Here is a 20884-nt window from a genome sequence, read left to right as displayed (position 1 = left end):
TTCCACTGTCGAAAGAAATCGGCAGAGATTCCATGCGCCACGACCCGCTCATAGATTTCAAATCCCAGCCCACGCCTCGGTGGGGTGCGCTGCGCTGTGCTCTCGCAGCCCGTGAGGTGCTGTGATGCGTTATCTCATTGCGCTGTGGCTGGCGCCGCTGGTGCTCTTCTGGGGCTGGTTCAGCCTGTCTTACTTCAACATGAATTTCGGCTATGTGCTGCTGACGCGCCAGGCGCATGACCTCATCTTCGAGCTCTACGGCGAGATGCTGGGCATCGACCCCGCCATCATTCCGTCCATGCTCATCAAGGCATGCATATTCGACAGTTTCCTACTTGCTGGCATCCTCGCATTTCGCCGGCGCCGCCGCATAAGCGAGTGGCTGAAAGCACAAAGGGCGCGCTATTCGGGGGAGGCGTCTTCTCCCAGGGCATGAATGCGGTCCAGCACGCCCTGAAGAATGAAGGCGGCGGCGGCCGAATCGATCTTCGTCTTGCGCTTGGCGCGCGAGAAATCCATTTCGATCAGGCTGCGCTCGGCCGCCACCGTCGATAGGCGCTCGTCCCAGAAGGCGAAGGGCAGGTCGGTCATTCGTGAAATGTTGCGCACGAAAGCCCGCGTTGCCTGCGCGCGCGGCCCCTCGCTACCATCCATGTTGACCGGTAGGCCGATGACGACGGCGGCGCAGTTTTCCCTGGCCAGCAGGTCGAGGAGGGCTGCCGCATCAAGTGAAAACTTCCGCCGCATGATGACAGGGCGCGGATGCGCGAATGAGAGCCCTGGATCGGAGACGGCGACACCGATCGTCTTTTCGCCGAGATCCAGACCGGCAAGCGTCTTTGCCTTTTGCAGTAGCGGCGGCAGATCTTGGATGGCAACGATGTTCAAGCTCGGTCCAGCTTTCCTTTGACATGGATGTGCCGCCTTCTATCCTTCAACGATGAAGAAATCGAGGAGACGACAGCGATGAAAGTGACATGGTACGGCCAATCCGCCTTTCGCATCGAGACGGGCGATGCCAGAATCCTGATCGATCCGTTCCTCAGCCAGAATCCGCTATGGGGCAAAAGCTGGGAGGGGCCGGCCGAAGGCCTCACGCATCTGCTCCTCACACATGGCCACAATGACCATGTCGGCGATGCCGCCGCCATATTGAAGAAGACGGGCGCCATGCTCGTCTCCAATTTCGAAGTCTGCATGTATCTTGTCGGGCAGGGCGTGTCCGACAGCCAGATCAATCCGGGCAACACCGGCGGCACGGTCGATTGCGGCTCCTTCACCACGACATTCGTGCAGGCGCTGCATTCTTCCTCGTTCGGGGCGGGCGGCGGCTCGAACACCTATCTCGGCAACCCGAACGGGCTTGTGCTGCATTTCGGCAATGACCCCACGCTCTACCACATGGGCGACACGGACATCTTCTCCGATATGGCGCTGATCAACGAGTTGCATGAACCGAAGATCGGGCTGGTGCCGGTCGGCGACCGCTTCACCATGGGCGGTGCGGTTGCAGCCCTTGCCTGCCGGCGCTTCTTCAAGTTCGAGACGGTATTCCCCTGCCACTATGCGACCTTCCCCCTGCTTGATCAGACAGCGGAGAAATTCGTCGCCGGCATGGAAGGGTCCGGCGTGAATGTCGTGGTGCCGAAGGTCGGCGAGACGAAGGAGGTTTAGCGGGCCTGGAGCATCGGACCGAAAAGTAGAATCGATTTTCGGATTATTCCGATGTTCAATCAAAGTGTTAGAGCGTCTTTTGTGCGTCTGATTAGACGCACGACGCTCTAAAAAGGCGCTCAGCCTATGTGTATTTCTTCCAATATGTCGAGATAGACATCCAGTAGCGTTTCCAGTTCATCGACCTCACAAGATTCGTCCGGTCCTCCCAGATTGTGTGGTGTCAGGCCGATCACCACGCAGGGGTAGCCTGCACGGCGCCACAATCGGGCGTCCGAGCCGCCAATCCGATTGTCGAACCAGGCTTCGTGCCCAATCGCTCTGCTGGCACCCTTGAGACAGGCTTTGGCCAAATCCGAACTGGACGACGTCCAACTCGGCTCATAGCGTCGAACCACGGTCCACGAAATCGCTTCGCGGTGATCAAGCTGCCTGGCCACTGCCTCTTCAACCTGGGCGGTGGTCAGGCCGAGTGGAATTCGAATGTCCACCCCGGCAAAGGCGGTGGCAGGAATAAGATTTGACGACGTGCCGGCGCTGACGAGACCGACATTGGCCGTCACACGCCCCATCGTGTCGCGTACCTCCTGGTTTTCCCCGCTGATCCTGCCTGCCGCCTGCATGACCTGCACGGCGTCGTCAGGAGGTGTCGGGATCAGGTCTTCAACCGCCCGCAAGGCGGTCAGGGCATCGATGAGCTGGTCTGCCGCATTGGTGCCGGCGTGGACATGCGCGCTATGCGCCTGGCGTCCCTCGGCATGAATATCGAGCCAGAGCATGCCCTTTTCACCCAGGCGGATGGTGGAGGCTCCGCCGACATCGGCTACCAGCACCGCGTCACCATGGATTTCGTCGGCATGGTCGATCAGCCATTGGGTGCCCAGTTCGCCCATCCGCTCTTCATCGCCGGCGAGCGCTAGAACAATGCTGCCGGGGAAGGGGCCTCGCTGCGCAAACCGGGCCAGGGCGGCGACCAGGACCGCCACGCCACCCTTCATGTCTGCGGCACCGCGGCCGTGGATGCGCCCGTTTTCCAGCGCGCCACCAAGCGGCTCGTGCGTCCAGGACGAAACATCGCCGATCGGATAGGTGTCGAGATGGCCGTTGAGGATCGTGCGGGGGCCGGGCGTCCCGCCATCCAGTTCAATCACAAGATTTTCGACCGGCGCTTCGCTGACATAGTGCCTGAAGGTCAGACCAGGTACGCCGGCGAGAAACGCCTGGACAGCCTCGATCGTGGCGCCGGTGGCGCTTGGCGGCGTCTGGCTGTCGATCCGCACCAGCGCTTGCGTCATTGCCACCAGTGCTTTCCTGTCCCAACTGGTGATCATGTGGCGCCGCCATCACGTTGAGCACGCCAGATCAAAAGTAGAATCTCGTAAGTCACTGCGGCCGCAAGGAAAGCCGTCATCTCGCCCACATCGTGCGGCGGGCTCACCGTGTTGATGTCGGCGCCGACGATATTCAGACCTTCGAGCATACGGATCAGGTCAAGGCCTTCGCGCGCCGACAGGCCGCCCCAGACCGGCGTGCAGACGCCCGGAGCGCATGACGGGTCGAAGACGTCCATGTCCCAGGACAAATATACAGGCCGACCCTCAAGCGATTGCCGTAGCGCGCCGACGGCTTCCTCGATGCCCATTTTCTGGAGCTCGGTCATCGACATGATGTTGTAGCCGAGTTCCTTGGTGTGGCCGTAGACGCCGGCTCGCGTGGTCGAACCACGCAACCCGACGTGCCAGGAAGCGGTAGCCAGCACGCGTTGTTCCAAGGCAGCATGGGTAAACTGCGTGGAAGCGTCGTAGCGATGTACCGGGTCGATCGGATAGGCGTCGGTATGACTGTCGACATGGAGTACCGCGACACCTGGATGAACCCGTGCGACAGCACGTATCAGAGGCAGGGAAACGCTTCCGTCGCCGCCAAATCCGACAGGGACCGCACCGGCCGCGGCTATCCTGTAGGCAGCTTCCTCGATGAGCGGGAAGGCTTCCTCGGCTCTCGATGGCGTCAGGACGACGTCTCCCGCATCGATGACGCCGAGCTCTGCAATGGCATCGCAGTCGGCGATTTCGGATTGATAGCGCCGCACCAGGCCCGACTGGGCGCGTATCGCGGCCGGCCCCTGCCTTGCGCCAATGCGGAACTTGTGTGTCCCGCAATCGAAGGGGCATCCAAGGATCGCCGCCTTGGCCCCGGTCGCGTCGGTGCTAAAGGGCACTCCCATGAATGTGGGCGGGCTGCCGTACAACTCGTCGGCAGGGATATGACTGCTCGATGTCATGCTATGCTCTGTTCAGGAAGGAGAAGCGGATCAGCGGCGCGACAGGCGGCGTTCCCAAAGCCGGATACCCATGGCGAGGGGCCAGCAGATCAGGAAGTAGATCACCGCGATGAAGGTGAAGACCTCGAGCGGACGGAAGATGGAGGACGACAACTCCATGCCGCGCCGGGTGATCTCGCCAACAGAAATGACTGCGCCGAGCGAGGAGTATTTGATCAACTGCACGAAATTCGCGGCCAGCGGCGGCAGAGTCAGGCGGATGGCCTGAGGCAGTACGATCCGTGCGAAGCTTTGCAGGGGAGACAGGCCGAGCACCTGGGCGGCCTCGCGATGGCCTTTCGGTACCGCCTGAATGCCTGCGCGATATGCTTCGGCAATGAAGGCGGACGAATAGATGCTCAGGCCGATCACCAGAGCCCACCACGCGTCGAGATTGATGCCCATCACGACCGGCAGGACGTAGTAGATCCACAGCAACTGCACCAGGATCGGCGTGTTGCGGATGATCTCGCCCGACGCCAGCCCGAGGAAGCGCAGCGCTGCAAAGCGCGACATGTCCAGGACTGCGATCAGCAATCCGCCAAGCATGGCCAGGCACAGTGTGATCGCAGAAATGGTCAGCGTCTGCTGCAGTCCGGCCAGCAGGAAATCAAGGTTCTGGGGAATGACATCCCAACGAAAACGATATCCACCCATCGTAAATTCCTCGTCCTGTTAAGACATGCCGATCAACGGACTGCGCACACCAATTGCCGGTTATGGGGCCACGATGGGGCCAAGCTTGTTCTTCTCGGCAAATTGCTTCAGCCGGCCATCACGCTTGATCGTGTCGATGAACAGGTTGATGTGGTTCAGCCAGATCTGGTCACCGTGCGGAACGACATAGGAATAGGGCGTCAGCAACAGTTTCTCATCGGGTTCGATGGAGGCTGCCCAGTCGAACTCGTCGGTGACCTTAACTGCGGTTGGAAAGTCGGTCATGATGACATCGGCGCGGTTGGCCACCAGCTCCGCTTCGCGCGTTGCAGGAGGCGCGACGACCACCAGTTCCGCCTGCTTGAGGTAGTCGCGCATGAACGGCTCGATGTAGCTGCCGAGCATCACGGCGACCCGACGGCCAGGCTGATCGATATCGGCCCAGTTCTTGATCTCGCCTTCCGAGCGCGTCACGGCATAGAGGCCGGAGATCAGGTAAGGCTGGGTGAAGGCGACGGCTTCACCACGCTTCATGGTCGCGCCAATGCCGAACATGCCGATGTCGCATTTGTCGGCCTGGAGATCGGCGATGAAGGTGCCGAAGCTGGACTCCACGATTTCCAGTTCCGCGTTCAGTTCCTTTGCCAGTTCCTTCGCCAGGTCTGCATCGATGCCTTCGATTTCGCCGGTCGCCGGATTGCGGAAGGAAATCGAGTAATAGAGCGGATACTGGCAGACGCGCAATTTGCCGCTGCTCGTGACCTTGTAGAGACGAGAATCGACCTGCTGGGCGGCTGCAGGCACTGCAGCGGCCCACGAGACGGCCAAGGTTGCGGTTATTGCAGCAAAAAGTTGAAGGGGCTTATTCATCGTTGGACTCCCGGCTCAATGATCAATCTTGCAACTGACGCAGGAACCGCTGCGCTCGGTCGGTTTTCGGTGCACTGAAGAAGGACGTTGGGCTGCTGTCTTCGACGATGTCGCCCTGGTCCATGAATATGACGCGCGAGCCGACATTGCGGGCAAACCCCATCTCGTGAGTGACCACGAGCATCGTCATTCCTTCTGCCGCGAGGTCACGCATGACCAGCAGGACTTCGTGTTTGAGTTCAGGGTCGAGCGCGGAGGTTGCCTCGTCAAAGAGCATGACGCTCGGCCGCATGGCCAAGGCGCGCGCGATGGCGACACGCTGCTGCTGTCCACCGGACAAGCGGGATGGGTACTCGTTGCGTTTATCCGCAAGCCCGACCTTTTCCAGCAGTTTCACAGCGTCTGCCTCGGCTTCCGCGCGGCCTATTCCTTTTACGCGTCGCGGCGCCTCGATGATGTTTTGCAGGACGGTGAAATGCGGCCACAGGTTAAAATGCTGGAACACCATCCCGATGTCGCTGCGAACACGCTTTGCGGCTTGACGGACTTCGGTCGACGCACCCGACGCGGCAATGGTTTTGCCGCGCATTATCACAGCGCCGCCGGTCGGTTGTTCGAGCAGGGCAAAGCAGCGCAAGAGCGTGGTTTTGCCCGATCCGGACGGGCCGACGACACAGACGACCTCTCCTTCATCGATCGACACGCTGACGTTCTTCAGCACGTCGATTGCCCCGAAGCTCTTGCTCAGGTTTTTTGCGGCAATCAGGCTCTTGCCGGGCTGCGCCGGAATGGCGGGTTCGGCCATGTATCCTCCCTATGCAGAGCTATAAGATATTATGATGGGTTTTATCTTTTTCTCTTGCTTAGAAAAAAATTACCTGCAAAACAAAAGGAAAGTCAATAAAGAAATTTTATGGTTATGGACGTAAAACTCCTTGAAACGTTCCGGGCTGTAATCGAGACCCAGTCGATGACGGGCGCCGCACGGCTGCTGGAGGTGACCCAGCCTGCGATCAGTTCCCAGATCGCGCGGCTGGAATCGCAGGTTGGATTCGCCTTGTTCGAGCGGGTGAACGGCCGGCTAAAGGCCAGCCACCAGGGGCGGCTTTTTTACGCCGAGGTTCGCAATGCGCTGGGGATGATCGAGCAGCTGGCGCAGGAAGCTGACAATATCCGGGCGGGCGTTGCAGAGTCGGTCACCATAGCAAGCCACCCCAGTGGTTCGATCTCGATCCTGCCGGGCGTGATAGCCGAACTGATGCGAACGCGCCCCTTGGCGCGCATTCGCATGATCAACCGCACCTCCGAGGAGGTGCGCGCGATTTTCGAAGCGGGGGCTGCAGATATCGCGATTGCGGAGTGGCCGATCCATATCCCGGACATTCACTTGCAGCGCTATATGGTTCCGTGCGTCGCAATCGTGCCCGAAAAACATGAGCTGGCTGAGAAAACGGTGATCAATCCCGGCGATCTGTCGGGCGTGCCGCTCGTCGGAATGCCTGTTGCCAGGTTGATCGGGCACCAGATACGCAACGCCTTCGTCGAGCATCACATCGACTATCTGCCCGTGGCGGAAAGCGAATATTTCAGCACCATCTGCGGCATGGTCGCGGCCGGTTGCGGGGTGGCGATCGTGGATCGCTGGTCGGCTGAGACGTTCCGTCCGCTGGGGCTCGCGGTCCGCCCTTTCCAACCGCATATCAGCTACGAAATCGGGGTGTTCCGAAGGGCCAATCCTGCGCCCACGCCGCTGATGGATGAACTGGCGGCCCTTCTTCATCAAAGACTTAACCTACGCGACGAACGCATTCATGGGGAAAGCAGTTGATCCTGGACAGAGAGCGACTTTGGGCAGACTTCGCAGCCATCTGTGATTGCGGGGGGCGTCAGACCGGCACCGAATCGGAAGCGGCCGCCACCTTGCTGCTGGCGAAAATGGGTGAGGAGGCCACTGGAGTGGCGCCGCGCACCGAAAGCTTCCCCTATAGCGGGTGGTCTGCCGTCTCTGGCGAGGTTGTGCTGGCGTCCGGGGAGCGGCTGCCGGCCAATCCTCTGCTGCGCTCTGCCTCCACGCCAAGTGGCGGATTGGAAGCCGAGGTCATAGACCTGGGAAGGGGTACTTCCGACGAGTTTGAGGCGCATCGCCATGAAATCGCCGGTCGCATCGTCCTCGTGCGCCATGAACTGATGTTTGCAGCGGGCACCGTGCACCGCCGGTTGAAATACGAGGCCGCCGTCAAGGCAGGCGCCGCCGGTTTTCTTATCGCGGGTCCTTTGGCCGGCGAATTGGTCGCCGGGTCGTCGGGGCGAGGGGAGGAGCCAGGTATTCCTGCTGCAGGTATCTCGCCGGAGACGGCTTTGGCCCTCGCCCGCACCGCAGCCGGGTATACCCGGGTGAGACTGTTTGTGGAGGGACGCGAGCACGTCGAGAGTGCCGACAATCTGATCTTTGACCTGCCGGGGCGCGCCGACGAATGGGTCGTCCTTTCGGCGCATATCGATGGTCATGCATTGGGGGAAAGTGCGCTCGACAATGCCTCCGGTCTTGCGGCGGCGCTTGCGGTTGCGCGAGCGTTGCGTTTGTCAGGCCAGGAGAGGAGGCGTGGAATTCGCCTGGCTTTCTTCAATGCCGAGGAGTGGGCGCTGACCGGATCGGCCTTTCATGTCGAATCGATGACGGCAGAGGAACGTGATTCCGTCATGCTGAACGTCAATCTGGACTCTGTTGCCGGGGGTAGAAGGCTGACCGCTTTGACCTCCGGTTTCGATGCCATCGAACCCTTCCTGCTCGGATGTGCCGCGCAAGTCAGCATTCCGCTCGGGTTGTTCCGGCCTTTGCAGATGAATTCGGATCACGGCAATTTCGCGCGGGCTGGAATTCCAGCCTTCCGGCTGGTGGATGGCTTCAACGACCATGAGGCCGATGCCAGATATGTACTGACACCGCGTGACCGGCGTGATCTGGCAACTGAAGATCAGTTGCTCCGCACTGCCCGCCTGTCCGCGGAAATCGTCTCGCAAGCAACCAGCATTGAAAGCGGCCGGGCACGAGCGTGGCGCCAGAGGTCCAGCTAACAACGTCTGCGACCTGCGGATGACGGCACTACTGTAGGGCGTTGTCATGCGCCTGCCGCGTGATGGCATGCCTTGTTTCAGCAAAAGCGTTTGTCGGACCTGCTCTCCGCGCTTCGGGTGACTCAAAGAATTCATGGCGGGTGCCTGAAAGTCGGAGTCAGACGCGGGCAGGGCGTTTGATGCGGGTGGATTGTGCCGCGACAACTGCCAGCCGTCCCCATCACCTTCAGTCAGGTCTGAAAAAGTAAAGGGGTTTGCCCTGTGTCGTGTCTTGCAAAGGATCCGAGGTTGTGCATAATTCACTTAACCAAACAATCGTTCGTTTTTGTTTATGGATATCCGGGCCGATGCAAGATCATGATGAGCGACGAATTTCTATCCGGTTTGGGCGTGGGTTCCCCGGCTGTGTCCGCCCGATGGAGATGGCTTGCTACGCGACAATCGGGGTCACGGCATGAGTGACGGTGTCACTGTAAAGAAGGCTGTGCGTAGCAAGGCGGACTCAGCCGGCCGCAGCAAGGAAACGGCCTCGCGTCGTGCACACAACCGGTTGCCCCAACTGCTCGACCAGGCTGCCCAGGTGTTTGCCAAGCATGGCTACGCCGCGGCGTCTGTGCGCGACATCGTGCGCCCGATAGGGATGCTGCCGGGCTCGCTGTACTACCACTTCCAGACCAAGGAAGACTTGTTGGCGGCAGTCTACCGCGAGGGTGTGCAGCGCATTTCCGCCAATGTCGATGCCGCCATCGAAGCCGCGGACGGGCCGTGGCAGCGTCTTGAGGCCGCCTGCGTGGCGCATCTGTCGTCCGTGCTCGATCGAACGGATTATTCCAGTGTCGTGATCCGGATACGGCCCAGCGATGCGCCGGACGCCGCCGCGGAGCTTTCAGTTCTGCGAAATGCCTATGAGGCGCGGTTTGACAAGCTTGTCGCCGAGCTTCCGCTGGATGCTTCGGTAAATCGCCGCGACCTGCGCCTGCTGTTGATGGGCGCCATGAACTGGAGCCAGACCTGGTATCGCGAGGGCGGCGAGTTGGAGCCCGAAGAAATCGCGCGTCGGTTTGTTGGCCTGCTCAAACTCAATTCTATCGAAAATAAGGGTGGCTCATGACCGCAAAGGATTTTCGCCCTCGCGTGCTGGTGACAAAGATCGGGCTGGACGGCCATGATCGCGGCAGCCGCATTGTCGCGGCGGCCTGTCGGGATGCCGGCATGGAAGTGGTGTATACCCCGCCATGGCAGAGCATTCCGGCAGTGGTGAAGCTTGCGCTGGAGGAGGACGTCGATGTCATCGGCATCTCGTCTCTTGCGACTGACCACCTGATCGTCCCCAAACTCATGGCAGCGCTGCGCGAGGCTGGTCTCGACCGGGTTCGCGTGGTGGTGGGGGGCATCGTGCCCGACAACGAGCAGCCGCAACTGTTTCAAAGCGGCGTACGCCAGATATTCCATCCCGGCACGACCCTCGACGAAATCACCACACAGATTTCCACCTATGCGAGCGAGGCGCGGCTTGCAGCCGCCGAGACAGGAGTTTGACATGAACAAATCCCTTTCATCCTCGATCGAGCAGGATGCTGTCGAACTCACCCCTTATCTCGCCTGGGAGCAGGAATATCGCGAGTCGATCGGCGAAGATCGCCCGGTCGAGAATGTCTCCGGCATTCCTATCAAACCTCTCTATGGGCCGCAGGATTGGCAGCGCTACGGTCACGACAATCCGCTCAGCTATCCCGGGCAGAGCGATTATACGCGCGGAATCTACGCGACCATGCATCGTGGGCGCACCTGGACGCAGCGGCAGTTGATCGGGCTTGGCACGCCCGCCGACTATAATGCCCGGCTGCGCTCGCTGATGGATGATGGCGCCACGGCCGTTTCGCTCATTCCCTGCAACTCGGTTTTCCGCGGCTACGACATGGATACAGTCGATGCCGAACTGCTGGGCACATGCGGCGTTGTTCTCAACAATGTCGACCATATGGAGCGCAGCCTTGAGGGGGTCGATGTCGGCAAGATCTCCTGTGCGCTGAACGATCCTTCACCATTCACCTTGCTGGCGTTCCTGCTGGTCGCTGCCGAGCGGCGCGGAACGGACTGGCGCTCGATCACAGGCACGTCGAACCAGAGCGACTACATTTCCCACTTCGTCGCAAACCACATGTTCTATCGGCTGTCGCTGCCGGGCGCGCGCCGCGTCCTGCTCGACCACATCGCCTATTGCAAGCAATATGTGCCGCGCTGGAACCCGATGTCGGTGGTCGGCCAGCATATGCAGCAGGCCGGCGCTACTCCTGCGGAAGCCATGGCCTTCACCCTGTCCACGGCCATTCAGAACGCCGAGGATTGCATCGCGCGGGGAATGCAGCCTGATGATTTCCTGCCGCGCTTCACCTTCTTCTTCGATATTTCGCTCAACTTCTTCGAGGAAATCGCCAAGTTCCGTGCTGGACGCCGCATCTGGTCGCGCATCACCAAGGAGCGTCTGGGCGCCAAGGACCCGCGTTCGCGCCGGTTCAAGTTCCACGGGCAGACCTCCGGCGTCGACCTGACCCGGCAGCAGCCGCTCAACAACATTTCCCGCGTCACCGTGCAGGCAATGGCCGGCATCTTTGGCGGCCTGCAATCGCTGCACACCGATGCCTATGATGAGGCCCTGGCCTGCCCGAGTGAGTTCGGCGCCCGCATCGCAGTGGCAACCCAGAATATCCTGCGCGAAGAATCGCATCTGACCGACGTGATCGACCCGCTCGGCGGCTCCTTCTATGTCGAGGCGCTTACCGATCAGATGGAAGAGAAGATCTTGTCCATCATGAAGATCGTCGATGAGGCCGGCGGCATGTACAAGGCCGTCGAGAGCGGCCTGGTGCAGCGCATGCTTGGCGCGTCCGCCCAGCGCTTCCAGAACCGGGTCGATTCCGGCGAGCAGGTTGTGGTCGGCGTCAATGCCTACCGGGTGGACGAAGACGCCAGCGCACATACAATTGTCGAGCGCCCTGATCCTGCTTCCATGCAAGCGCATCTGGACGGTTTTGCTGCGTGGAAGCGCGAGCGTTCTGCGGTCGAGGTCGAAAAGGCCCTCGATCACCTGACCCGTACGGCCGAAGACCCGTCCGGAAATCTGTTCGGCGCCATTGTCGATGGCGCGCGGGCCAATCTGACGCATGGGGAGATTTGCGAGCGGTTGCGCCGCGATCTCGGCTTCGGCCAGCCGCTGACGATTGTCTGATGGAGGTGCTGGATTTGGACCACGCAGGCCTGGTCGCAGGCGTGCTCGATGGCGACCGTCGCGCCATCGCGCGGATGCTGACATTGTTCGACGATGCCAGCCCCGGCAGTCGTGAGGCAGCCGGCAGTTTGGCTGCCCACGCCGGGCGTGCCCTGGTGGTGGGTATTACCGGGGTGCCTGGCGCGGGCAAGTCCACATTGGTCAACGCTCTGCTGGGGGCCTGGCTGGAGCGTGGGCACAAGGTTGCAATACTTGCGATCGACCCATCGAGCCCGATCAGCGGTGGCGCTGTTCTGGGCGACCGCATTCGCATGGGGGAACATGGTTCGCATCCCAATGCGTTCATCCGCTCGTTTTCCGCGCGTGGTGAATTGGGCGGCCTGTCTCGTGCCACGCGCGCGGCCGTCGATTGCTTCGATGCGGCCGGCTTCGACCGCGTGATCGTTGAAACCGTCGGAGCCGGGCAATCCGAGACGGCGATTACTGCCATGGCCGATACGCGTGTGGTCCTGTGTCCTCCGGGTCTGGGCGACGGCATCCAGGCGATCAAGGCGGGCATCCTGGAGATTGCCGACGTCCTTGCGGTCAGCAAGGCGGATTTGCCTCGGGCTGGGGAGACGGCGCACGAGTTGCGCGAAATGTTGACGCTGCGGCGCGCCAATCCTGATCAGGCCTGGAAAACCAGGGTCATGCTGGTCAGTGCGCCGGAAATGAAGGGCATTGCCGAACTTATCGAGGCCGTGGAAGAGCACGGCAGGGTCAACGGGCATGGCCGTCGGCTGAAGAGCCCCGCGCTCGATATTCGGCAGGGGCATGGCACACTGGAAAACAGTGGCGATGCCGATGTCTGGCGCGAGCGCCTGTCGGCGCTGACGGAGCGTGACGGTCTGTGCGCGACGCTGGGGATTTCTGTCGTCGCGGGTGGTCCGGGGCGGGCGGAAGTGGCCATGACGGTCGATGCCCGCCACATGAACTTCAACGGCGGCTGTCACGGCGGAACGATTTTCGCGCTCGCGGATGCCGCATTCGGCCTCGCTTCGAACTCCCATGGCGCGTTGGCGTCCGGGATCGATGCGCACATCACCTTTCAGGTTGGCGTTCGACCCGGCGACAGGTTGATCGCTCGCGCCTATGAATACAGCAGAAGTAAGCGTATCGGTGTTTATCGTACCGAAGTTTTACGTATAGAAAAAGAGAATAAAGAAACGCCAGTTTCTGCTTTTACCGGCACAGTCTATATAAAACAGTAGTTTTACATAGAGATTATTATTCGAGGGTTAACTGAGTAGCGCATTGGAATATTCGTAACAGCTCTAGGGACACTGAAACGGGAGGTAAAATGCAGTCCACGTTCCCGCGCCTTTTGCTCGAACATGCAGCCAAGCGTCCTGGTGCGCCGGCAATGCGCGAGAAGGCCTACGGCATCTGGCAGACGACCACATGGGCCGACATGGCTCGAATGGTGGAGCATCTTGCTCACGGACTGCATGAGGCGGGCCTCAGGCGTGGCGAGCATGTCGTCATTATCGGCGACAACCGGCCTCGGCTCTATGCCGCCATGTTGGCGGCCCAGGCACTCAGAGCCATTCCCGTCCCGCTCTATCAGGATGCGGTGGCAGAGGAGTGGGTCTTTCCCATCAATAATGCCGACGTCCGTTTCGCGATCGTAGAAGACCAGGAGCAGGTCGACAAGATTTTCGAGATTTCCGATCGCTGTCCGCAGCTTCGAAATCTGTACTATGATGAGCCGCGCGGCCTGCGCAATTATTCCAGCCCGGGGCTCGCCTCACTGACCAGTCTGATCGAAGCCGGGCGGTCTCACGCGCGTACCCATCCTGACCTTTTCCTCTCCGAGGTGGAAAAGGGACAGCCTTCCGACGTCGCGGCGATGTTTTTTACCTCCGGCACCACTGGCGTGCCGAAAGGCGTGGTGCACACCTATCATGCGCTGATCGACCGTGCCGCGGTGGTGACGAAGTTCGACAAGCTCAACGAAACCGACGAGGTTCTCGCTTATCTGCCGCCTGCCTGGATCGGCCAGAACATCTTTTCATATGCGCAGTGGCTCGTCGCGGGTTACGTCGTTAATTGTCCGGAAGATGCATCGACAATTGGCATCGACTTCAAGGAAGTCGGCACCACCTATTATTTTGCGCCGCCGCGCGTGTTTGAAGGCATGCTGACCAGCGTCATGATCCGCATGGAGGACGCCGGCCTTATCAAGCGCAGTCTTTTCAGCTACTTCATGGGTGTAGCGAGCCGGGTTGGCCCACGGAAATTTGACGACAAACCGGTCGGTACCATTGATCGCCTGCTTTACGGTATTGGCAATGTGCTGGTCTATGGCCCGCTGCGCAACATGCTCGGCATGTCGCGTATCCGCGTCGCCTATACCGCCGGTGAGGCCATAGGACCGGACCTGTTCAGCTTCTACCGTTCGATCGGCATCAATCTCAAGCAGATCTACGGATCGACCGAGACGGCGGTTTTTGTCTGCTTGCAGCCGGATCACGAAGTGAAGATGGATACGGTCGGGGTGCCTTGCGAAGGGGTCTCGATCAGGCTGGCCGACAATGGCGAGGTACTGGTCAGGTCGCCCGGCATGTTCAAGGAATACTATAAGAATCCCGAGGCGACGGCCGAGGTCCTGACCGCCGATGGTTGGTATCACACCAACGATGCAGGGCTTCTGGATGCTGCGGGCCATCTCAAGATCATCGATCGGGTCAAGGATGTCGGTCGGCTGAAGGGCGGCCCATATGATGGCACGATGTTCGCGCCCAAATATGTAGAGAACAAGCTCAAGTTCTTCTCCTACATCAAGGAGGCCGTGGCCTTCGGTGATCAGCGCGAGAAGGTATGTGTGATGTTGAATATTGACCTCGAAGCTGTCGGCAACTGGGCCGAGAGACGCAATATCCCTTACACCGGTTACTCCGACCTCGCCCAAAAGCCGGAAGTCTATGCCCTGGTTCGGGAGTGCATCGAAAAGGTCAATCTGGACCTGAGCCGGGACGAATTGCTCGCCGGCAACCAGATCAACCGCTTTCTGGTGTTGACCAAGGAGTTGGACGCCGACGACGGCGAACTTACGCGCACCAACAAGGTGCGCCGCGGCTTTATCGGGGAGCGCTATCACGAACTCGTGGATGCGCTCTATACCGGAAAGCCGGAGCAGTTCATTTCGATGCAGATCAAGTTCGAAGATGGCCGCACCGGCACCATCAGCGCAAATATCAGGATTGACGACGTTCGTACCTATACCCCCGCAAAGGTAGCCGCATGAGCTACATCAACCCAGTCAATTGCGCTGATCGGCCCGCCGGCGCCTTCCTGGCACCACAGGAAGCCGGCCAGACCAAGAAAATCGGCGACGTCATTCTGGACGTCAGGAACATCAGCCTACGGTTCGGCGGCGTGAAGGCCTTGACCGATATCTCCTTTGACGTGCGCGAGCATGAGGTGCGCTCCATTATCGGGCCGAACGGCGCCGGCAAAAGTTCCATGCTCAATTGCATCAATGGCGTTTATGCCCAGCAGGAGGGGTCGATTACCTTTCGGGGGCGGACCTTCAAGCACATGAACAGCCGCGCGGTGGCCGAGATGGGCATCGCACGGACCTTTCAGAATCTCGCTCTGTTCAAGGGAATGAGCGTGATCGAAAACATCATGACGGGCCGCAATCTCTTCATGAAAAGCAATCTGCTTCTCCAGGCGCTGCGCCTGGGGCCGGCAGGGCGGGAAGAGGTTCGCCACCGCGAATTCGTCGAACACATCGTCGACTTCCTGGAGATCCAGCAACATCGCAGCACACCGGTCGGGCAATTGCCTTACGGCCTGCAAAAGCGGGTCGATCTCGGCCGGGCCCTGGCCATGGAACCCAAGATGCTGCTGCTGGACGAGCCGATGGCCGGCATGAATGTCGAGGAAAAGCAGGACATGTGCCGCTTCATCCTCGACATCAATGACGAGTTCGGAACCACCGTGGTGCTGATCGAGCACGACATGGGCGTGGTGATGGACATTTCCGACCGTGTCGTCGTGCTCGATTACGGCAAGAAAATCGGTGACGGAACCCCCGACGAGGTCCGCAACAATGAAGATGTGATCAACGCCTACCTGGGAAACAGCCATTGACGGTGGGGGAGTAGACGTGGGTTTTTTTCTTGAAGCGCTGTTTGCCGGTCTGATGTCGGGCGTCCTCTATTCACTGGTTGCCCTTGGCTTTGTGCTGATTTTCAAGACGTCGGGCGTTTTCAACTTCGCACAGGGCGCTATGGTGTTGTTTGCAGCACTTGCGATGGCGCGCTTTGCTGAGTGGCTGCCGCAGTGGCTCGGCTTCGAAAGCGCGCTTCTGGCCAACATCGTCGCTTTCTTGATCGCCGGCGCGATAATGTGCGTGGTGGCATGGCTGGTGGAACTGCTCGTGCTTCGGCATCTGGTCAATCAGAGCGATGCCACGCTGCTGATGGCCACGCTGGGCGTCGCCTATTTCCTCGACGGTTTGGGACAGAGCGGGTTTGGCAGCGGCATCTACACGATTGATGTCGGCATGCCCAAGGACCCGATCTTCGTGCTGGAATCGGTCTTTCCGGGCGGAATCCTGCTCAACAAGGAAGACCTGATCGCTACTGTCATCGCGACCGCATTGGTCGGGCTGCTCACCTTGTTTTTCATGAAAACGACGACCGGACGGGCGTTGCGCGCCGTTGCCGACGACCACCAGGCTGCGCAATCTATCGGCATCCCGCTCAACCGCATCTGGGTCATCGTCTGGTGCGTGGCCGGGGGTGTCGCCCTGGTCGCAGGCGTGATCTGGGGCTCGAAACTTGGCGTGCAATTTTCCCTGTCGACGGTTGCGCTGCGCGCTCTGCCGGTGATCATCCTTGGCGGCCTGACCTCCATTCCCGGCGCCATCGTCGGTGGATTGATCATCGGCGTGGGTGAAAAGCTTTCCGAACTCTATCTCGGCCCGCTGATCGGCGGCGGCATCGAGATCTGGTTTGCCTATGTGCTGGCGCTGGTCTTCCTGCTGTTTCGTCCGCAGGGCCTGTTTGGTGAGAAAATAATCGACCGCGTCTGAAACCCGGCGGCTGCATCTGTGTGGCGGGTCCATGCCTGCCAGAAGGACAGGGAAAACGAATGTTCTACAGAGAAAACGGTCAGCTCAAGACCTCCTACCAGGCGGATCAGCAGATTTTTCCGATTGCGCAGGACCGCTGGGCGATCATCGGCCTGGTGCTGTTTGCGATAGTCGCAGTGCCGCTGCTGGCCAATGAATATACGTTCAGCGCAATTCTCATCCCGTTCCTGATCCTCTCGCTGGCAGCGCTCGGCGTGAACATATTGGTCGGCTATTGTGGGCAGATCTCCATGGGTTCGGGCGCTTTCATGGCCGTCGGCGCCTATGCGGCCTACAACACGCTGGTGCGAATAGACGGCATGCCTCTGCTGCTGGCGCTGCTTTCGGGTGGCTTCTTTGCAACGGTCGTCGGAATGTTCTTCGGCATTCCCAGCCTGCGGGTCAAAGGTCTTTATCTGGCCGTGGCGACGCTGGCTGCCCAGTTCCTCTCCGACTGGGCCTTCCTGCGCGTGCCCTGGTTCACCAACAACTCGACCTCCGGCTCGGTGATGGTGTCGGAACTGCAAATGTTCAGCTGGCGCATCGACACCGCCGTGGAAAAATATCTCTTCTGCCTCGGCTTTCTCATCGTGTTTGCCGTCCTTGCCAAGAACCTCGTGCGCAGTGCGATCGGGCGTGAGTGGATGGCTGTGCGCGACATGGATGTCGCAGCCGCCGTTATCGGCATTCGCATCACCTATGCAAAGCTCAGCGCGTTCGCCGTCAGTTCCTTTATCATCGGCGTGGCCGGAGCGCTGTGGGGCTTCGTGCATCTGGGCGCCTGGGAACCAGCAGCGTTTGGCCTGGATCGCTCGTTCCAGCTGCTTTTCATCGTCATCATCGGCGGCATGGGCTCCATCATGGGGAGCTTTTTCGGCGCTGCCTTCATCGTGATCTTGCCAATCGTCTTGAGCCAGACGCTTCCGGCATTGGGCAACCTGGTCGGTTTCGAGGTGTCGACAGCCGCCATATCGCATGCCGAGTTCATGATCTTCGGCGCCCTTATCGTGTGGTTCCTGATCGTGGAGCCGCACGGCCTGGCCAAGCTCTGGAGCACAGGCAAGCAGAAACTGCGGCTATGGCCGTTCCCACACTGATTTCAGGTCGGCCGACCTGAGCTGCGAATTCATGACGCGTGACGCTTCGCAATCACCGGATGGATAGAGACCGGACAAATTTCTAACGGGAGGAAAATTCATGAGAGTTCGAAATGCTCTACTTGCCGCAGTCGTGATGACAGCGGGCTTTTCGTCATCTTTGACGACTCCGGTATTCGCTCAGGAGCAAGAGCAGTTCTTTCCGCTGCTGGTGTTTCGCACCGGCCCCTACGCACCGAGCGGCGTGCCATGGGCAAACGGCTTCGTGGACTACTACAAGCTCGTGAATGCCAGGGGCGGCATTAACGGTGTCAAAGCGGTCTGGGAGGAGTGCGAAACCAGCTACGCGACGGATCGCGGTGTGGAATGCTATGAGCGCCTGAAGGGCAAGAACGGCGGCGCGACGCTCTTTCAGACGATGTCCACGGGCATCACCTTTGCGCTGACCGAAAAAGCTCCCGGCGACAAGATTCCGATCCTGACGCCCGGCTATGGCCGTAGCGACAGCGCCGATGGTGGCGTCTTCGAGTGGAACTTCCCGCTGACGGGAACCCATGCAGCTTCGGCCGATACGCAACTCCAATATGTCGCCAGCCTGGTCGGCGGCCTCGACAAGCTCCAGGGCAAGAAGATCACCCTTCTCTATCACGACAGCCCCTATGGAAAGGAAGCGATTCCGATCCTGCAGAAGCGTGCGGAAATGCACGGCTTTGACCTGTCGATGATCCCGGTCACCCATCCGGGAGTGGAGCAGAAATCGGCTTGGCTGCAAATCCGCCAGAACCGCCCCGACTTTGTGCTGCTCTGGGGCTGGGGTGTCATGAACAGCACCGCACTCAAGGAGGCGCAGGCGACGGGCTTCCCGCGTGACAAGATCGTCGGCGTGTGGCCGTCAGGCTCGGAATCCGATGTCAAGGGTATCAGCGGCGCCGAAGGCTACAGCGCTGTGCTGCTGCAGCCCGGTTCGGGACCGGATTCTCAGGTGGTCAAGGACATCCTTGAACTCGTCCATGCCAAGGGCGAGGGCACCGGGCCGAAGGAAGAGGTTGGCGAGGCCGTCTATATGCGCGGTGTGGTCAATGCCATGCTGTCGGTTGAGGGGGTGCGCGCGGCACAGGAAAAATTCGGTGTCGGCAAGACCGTGACCGGTGAACAGGCGCGCTGGGGCTATGAGCATCTCGATCTCACCCAGGAGAAGCTCGATGCGCTGGGTTTCCATGATGTGATGCGCGAGGTCAAAACTTCCTGCGCCGACCATATGGGCTCTTCCTGGGCGCGAGCCTATGTCTGGGATGGCACCAGATGGAAGCTCGCTTCCGACACCTGGTTCCAGGCGGATATGAGCATTCTGGACCCGCTCGTGAAAACGTCGGCCGACGCTTATGCGGCCGAGAAAAAGCTGGAGCGGCGCAGAGCGGACGACTGCCAATCGTAAGCAGGCCGCGGCCGATATCTCCCCGAGGCACTTGTCTCTAGGGCGATCCGGTTGCCGAGGCGGCATGCTAGCCGCCTCGGCTGGAATGGTTCGTTGCATCCAGCCGCCGACGCCGTAGCGAGTTGAGAGAAGATATGAGCAATCAAGACATCGTCCTCGACGTTAATGGGATCGAGGTGATCTACAACCACGTGATTCTCGTGCTCAAGGGCGTGTCGCTGACCGTGCCGGCCGGCAGGGTTGTGGCGCTGCTCGGCGGCAATGGCGCCGGCAAGACAACGACGTTGCGTGCGGTTTCTAGCCTTCTCAAAGGCGAACGTGGCGCCGTGACCAAGGGCAGTATTGAACTGCGGGGCGAGCGCATCGAGAATATGACGCCTTCCGACCTGGTGCAGCGCGGTGTGGTGCAGGTCATGGAAGGCCGGCATTGTTTCGCTCATCTTACGATTGAAGAAAACCTCCTGGCGGGCGCTTACACCCGAAGGGACAGGGGAGAAATCTCAGCCAATCTGGAGAAGGTCTACAACTATTTCCCACGCTTGAAGGCACGCCGCACGTCTCAGGCCGCCTATACGTCGGGCGGGGAGCAGCAAATGTGCGCCATCGGGCGTGCCTTGATGACCAATCCCAGTGTCGTGTTGCTCGACGAGCCGTCCATGGGTCTTGCACCGCAGATCGTGGAGGAGGTGTTCGAGATCGTCCGCGACCTCAACGCGAAGGAAAACGTCACCTTCCTGCTGGCAGAGCAGAACACCAATATGGCGCTCAGATATGCCGATTACGGCTACATCATGGAATCGGGGCGTATCGTCATGGACGGTGCGGCTGACGAGCTTCGCAACAATGAGGACGTCAAGGAATTCTATCTCGGCATGTATGGCGAGGAACGCAAGTCCTACCGGAACTTCAAGAGCTACAAGCGCCGCAAGCGCTGGCTGACTTGAGGTGCGGCGGGTCGCGCATCCGCGCATCCGGGCGGGACAGGGACGTCCTCTTCAACCGACATCGCTGTTGCACGCCGCGTGCTGCGCCGCTATAGCCCGGACATGACAACCAGCCCGGTTCTCCGGAGAGTTTTTGATGTCCGTTGATACAGCCACCGTCAAGCGCGTCGCGCATCTTGCCCGCATCGCCGTGACCGATGAGGACGCCGAGCGGATGACCGGCGAACTGAATGCCATTCTCGGTTTTGTCGAACAACTGAACGAGGTGGACGTTGCCGGCGTCGAACCGATGACCTCGGTCACGCCGATGGCGATGCGGCAGCGCACCGATCTCGTGACGGATGGCGGCAAGGCTGACGACATCGTCGCCAATGCGCCGGCCAGCGAGGAGAATTTTTTCCTGGTGCCGAAGGTCGTGGAATAGCACCACAACCTCATACCGCGACTGATGATGCAGG

Annotated in this window: 21 protein-coding genes; 15 read left to right on the top strand and 6 right to left on the bottom strand. The window is 60.1% G+C overall.

Annotated elements, in window-relative coordinates:
* The first annotated feature begins 124 nt into the window (after positions 1-124).
* On the top strand, positions 125-436 hold the full coding sequence (locus EET67_RS08120; RefSeq protein ID WP_128625664.1) for a DUF6105 family protein: 312 nt from the start codon (positions 125-127) through the stop codon (positions 434-436).
* Here the strand turns inward: EET67_RS08120 and ruvX are convergent.
* A complete protein-coding gene (gene ruvX, locus EET67_RS08115; RefSeq protein ID WP_128625663.1) occupies positions 403-888 on the bottom strand; it encodes a Holliday junction resolvase RuvX in 486 nt (161 codons plus the stop codon). The genes EET67_RS08120 and ruvX overlap by 34 nt on opposite strands.
* Positions 889-966: 78 nt before the next feature.
* Here ruvX and EET67_RS08110 point away from each other — a divergent pair, with 78 nt between their 5' ends.
* The gene (locus EET67_RS08110; RefSeq protein ID WP_128625662.1) at positions 967-1674 is read left to right on the top strand and encodes a metal-dependent hydrolase; all 708 of its coding nucleotides are present in this window, start codon (positions 967-969) and stop codon (positions 1672-1674) included.
* Positions 1675-1793: 119 nt separating this feature from the next.
* Here EET67_RS08110 and EET67_RS08105 read toward each other — a convergent pair whose 3' ends face one another.
* Genes EET67_RS08105 through EET67_RS08085 form a run of 5 tightly spaced genes read right to left on the bottom strand, consistent with a single transcriptional unit; the run spans position 1794 to position 6329 of the window.
* On the bottom strand, positions 1794-3005 hold the full coding sequence (locus tag EET67_RS08105; protein WP_128625661.1) for a M20/M25/M40 family metallo-hydrolase: 1212 nt from the start codon (positions 3003-3005) through the stop codon (positions 1794-1796).
* Positions 3002-3958, bottom strand: coding sequence for an arginase family protein (locus EET67_RS08100; RefSeq protein WP_128625660.1), 957 nt, complete (start codon positions 3956-3958; stop codon positions 3002-3004). The genes EET67_RS08105 and EET67_RS08100 overlap by 4 nt, the downstream gene beginning before the upstream one ends.
* Positions 3959-3988: 30 nt before the next feature.
* Positions 3989-4654 carry an amino acid ABC transporter permease gene (locus EET67_RS08095; RefSeq protein WP_128625659.1) on the bottom strand — a complete coding sequence of 222 codons (666 nt, stop codon included), beginning with the start codon at positions 4652-4654 and terminating at the stop codon, positions 3989-3991.
* 60 nt (positions 4655-4714) lie between these two features.
* Positions 4715-5524, bottom strand: a complete 810-nt coding sequence (locus EET67_RS08090) for an ABC transporter substrate-binding protein (protein ID WP_128625658.1) — start codon at positions 5522-5524, stop codon at positions 4715-4717.
* Between the two features lie 22 nt (positions 5525-5546).
* Positions 5547-6329 carry an amino acid ABC transporter ATP-binding protein gene (locus EET67_RS08085; RefSeq protein ID WP_128625657.1) on the bottom strand — a complete coding sequence of 261 codons (783 nt, stop codon included), beginning with the start codon at positions 6327-6329 and terminating at the stop codon, positions 5547-5549.
* A 114-nt stretch (positions 6330-6443) separates the two neighbouring features.
* On the opposite strand from EET67_RS08085, the gene EET67_RS08080 reads away from it, so the two are divergent.
* The 13 genes from EET67_RS08080 (at position 6444) to gatC (ending at position 20850) form a co-directional block, all read left to right on the top strand.
* Positions 6444-7352, top strand: coding sequence for a LysR family transcriptional regulator (locus EET67_RS08080; protein WP_165899828.1), 909 nt, complete (start codon positions 6444-6446; stop codon positions 7350-7352).
* Positions 7349-8599: a M20/M25/M40 family metallo-hydrolase gene (locus tag EET67_RS08075; RefSeq protein ID WP_128625655.1), complete on the top strand. Its 1251-nt coding sequence runs from the start codon at positions 7349-7351 to the stop codon at positions 8597-8599. The genes EET67_RS08080 and EET67_RS08075 overlap by 4 nt, the downstream gene beginning before the upstream one ends.
* Positions 8600-9053: 454 nt before the next feature.
* On the top strand, positions 9054-9710 hold the full coding sequence (locus EET67_RS08070) for a TetR/AcrR family transcriptional regulator (RefSeq protein ID WP_128625654.1): 657 nt from the start codon (positions 9054-9056) through the stop codon (positions 9708-9710).
* Positions 9707-10138 carry a cobalamin B12-binding domain-containing protein gene (locus EET67_RS08065; protein ID WP_128625653.1) on the top strand — a complete coding sequence of 144 codons (432 nt, stop codon included), beginning with the start codon at positions 9707-9709 and terminating at the stop codon, positions 10136-10138. The genes EET67_RS08070 and EET67_RS08065 overlap by 4 nt, the downstream gene beginning before the upstream one ends.
* A 1-nt stretch (position 10139) precedes the next feature.
* Positions 10140-11828 (top strand): acyl-CoA mutase large subunit family protein, encoded by a 1689-nt coding sequence (locus EET67_RS08060; RefSeq protein ID WP_128625652.1) that lies wholly within the window; start codon positions 10140-10142, stop codon positions 11826-11828.
* Entirely contained in the window at positions 11828-13078 is a 1251-nt protein-coding gene (meaB, locus tag EET67_RS25870) for a methylmalonyl Co-A mutase-associated GTPase MeaB (RefSeq protein ID WP_128625651.1), read from the top strand. Before EET67_RS08060 ends, meaB begins: the two co-directional genes overlap by 1 nt.
* A gap of 89 nt (positions 13079-13167) precedes the next feature.
* Entirely contained in the window at positions 13168-15114 is a 1947-nt protein-coding gene (locus tag EET67_RS08050) for an AMP-dependent synthetase/ligase (protein ID WP_128625650.1), read from the top strand.
* Between the two features lie 5 nt (positions 15115-15119).
* On the top strand, positions 15120-15965 hold the full coding sequence (locus EET67_RS08045; RefSeq protein ID WP_425359521.1) for an ABC transporter ATP-binding protein: 846 nt from the start codon (positions 15120-15122) through the stop codon (positions 15963-15965).
* A 52-nt stretch (positions 15966-16017) separates the two neighbouring features.
* A complete protein-coding gene (locus EET67_RS08040; protein WP_210211114.1) occupies positions 16018-16911 on the top strand; it encodes a branched-chain amino acid ABC transporter permease in 894 nt (297 codons plus the stop codon).
* Between the two features lie 59 nt (positions 16912-16970).
* Positions 16971-18047 carry a branched-chain amino acid ABC transporter permease gene (locus EET67_RS08035; protein WP_128625647.1) on the top strand — a complete coding sequence of 359 codons (1077 nt, stop codon included), beginning with the start codon at positions 16971-16973 and terminating at the stop codon, positions 18045-18047.
* A 100-nt stretch (positions 18048-18147) separates the two neighbouring features.
* Complete coding sequence (locus EET67_RS08030; protein ID WP_128625646.1) at positions 18148-19482, top strand: ABC transporter substrate-binding protein; 1335 nt, start codon at positions 18148-18150, stop codon at positions 19480-19482.
* A 134-nt stretch (positions 19483-19616) separates the two neighbouring features.
* A complete protein-coding gene (locus tag EET67_RS08025; RefSeq protein WP_128625645.1) occupies positions 19617-20426 on the top strand; it encodes an ABC transporter ATP-binding protein in 810 nt (269 codons plus the stop codon).
* A gap of 136 nt (positions 20427-20562) precedes the next feature.
* Positions 20563-20850 carry an Asp-tRNA(Asn)/Glu-tRNA(Gln) amidotransferase subunit GatC gene (gene gatC, locus EET67_RS08020; protein WP_128625644.1) on the top strand — a complete coding sequence of 96 codons (288 nt, stop codon included), beginning with the start codon at positions 20563-20565 and terminating at the stop codon, positions 20848-20850.
* The last annotated feature ends 34 nt before the right edge of the window (positions 20851-20884 follow it).

Source organism: Borborobacter arsenicus (assembly GCF_003934165.1).
Lineage (GTDB): Bacteria > Pseudomonadota > Alphaproteobacteria > Rhizobiales > Rhizobiaceae > Pseudaminobacter > Pseudaminobacter arsenicus.
Note: the sequence above shows the minus strand (reverse complement) of the source record. Positions and strands in the feature narration are given on the sequence as shown.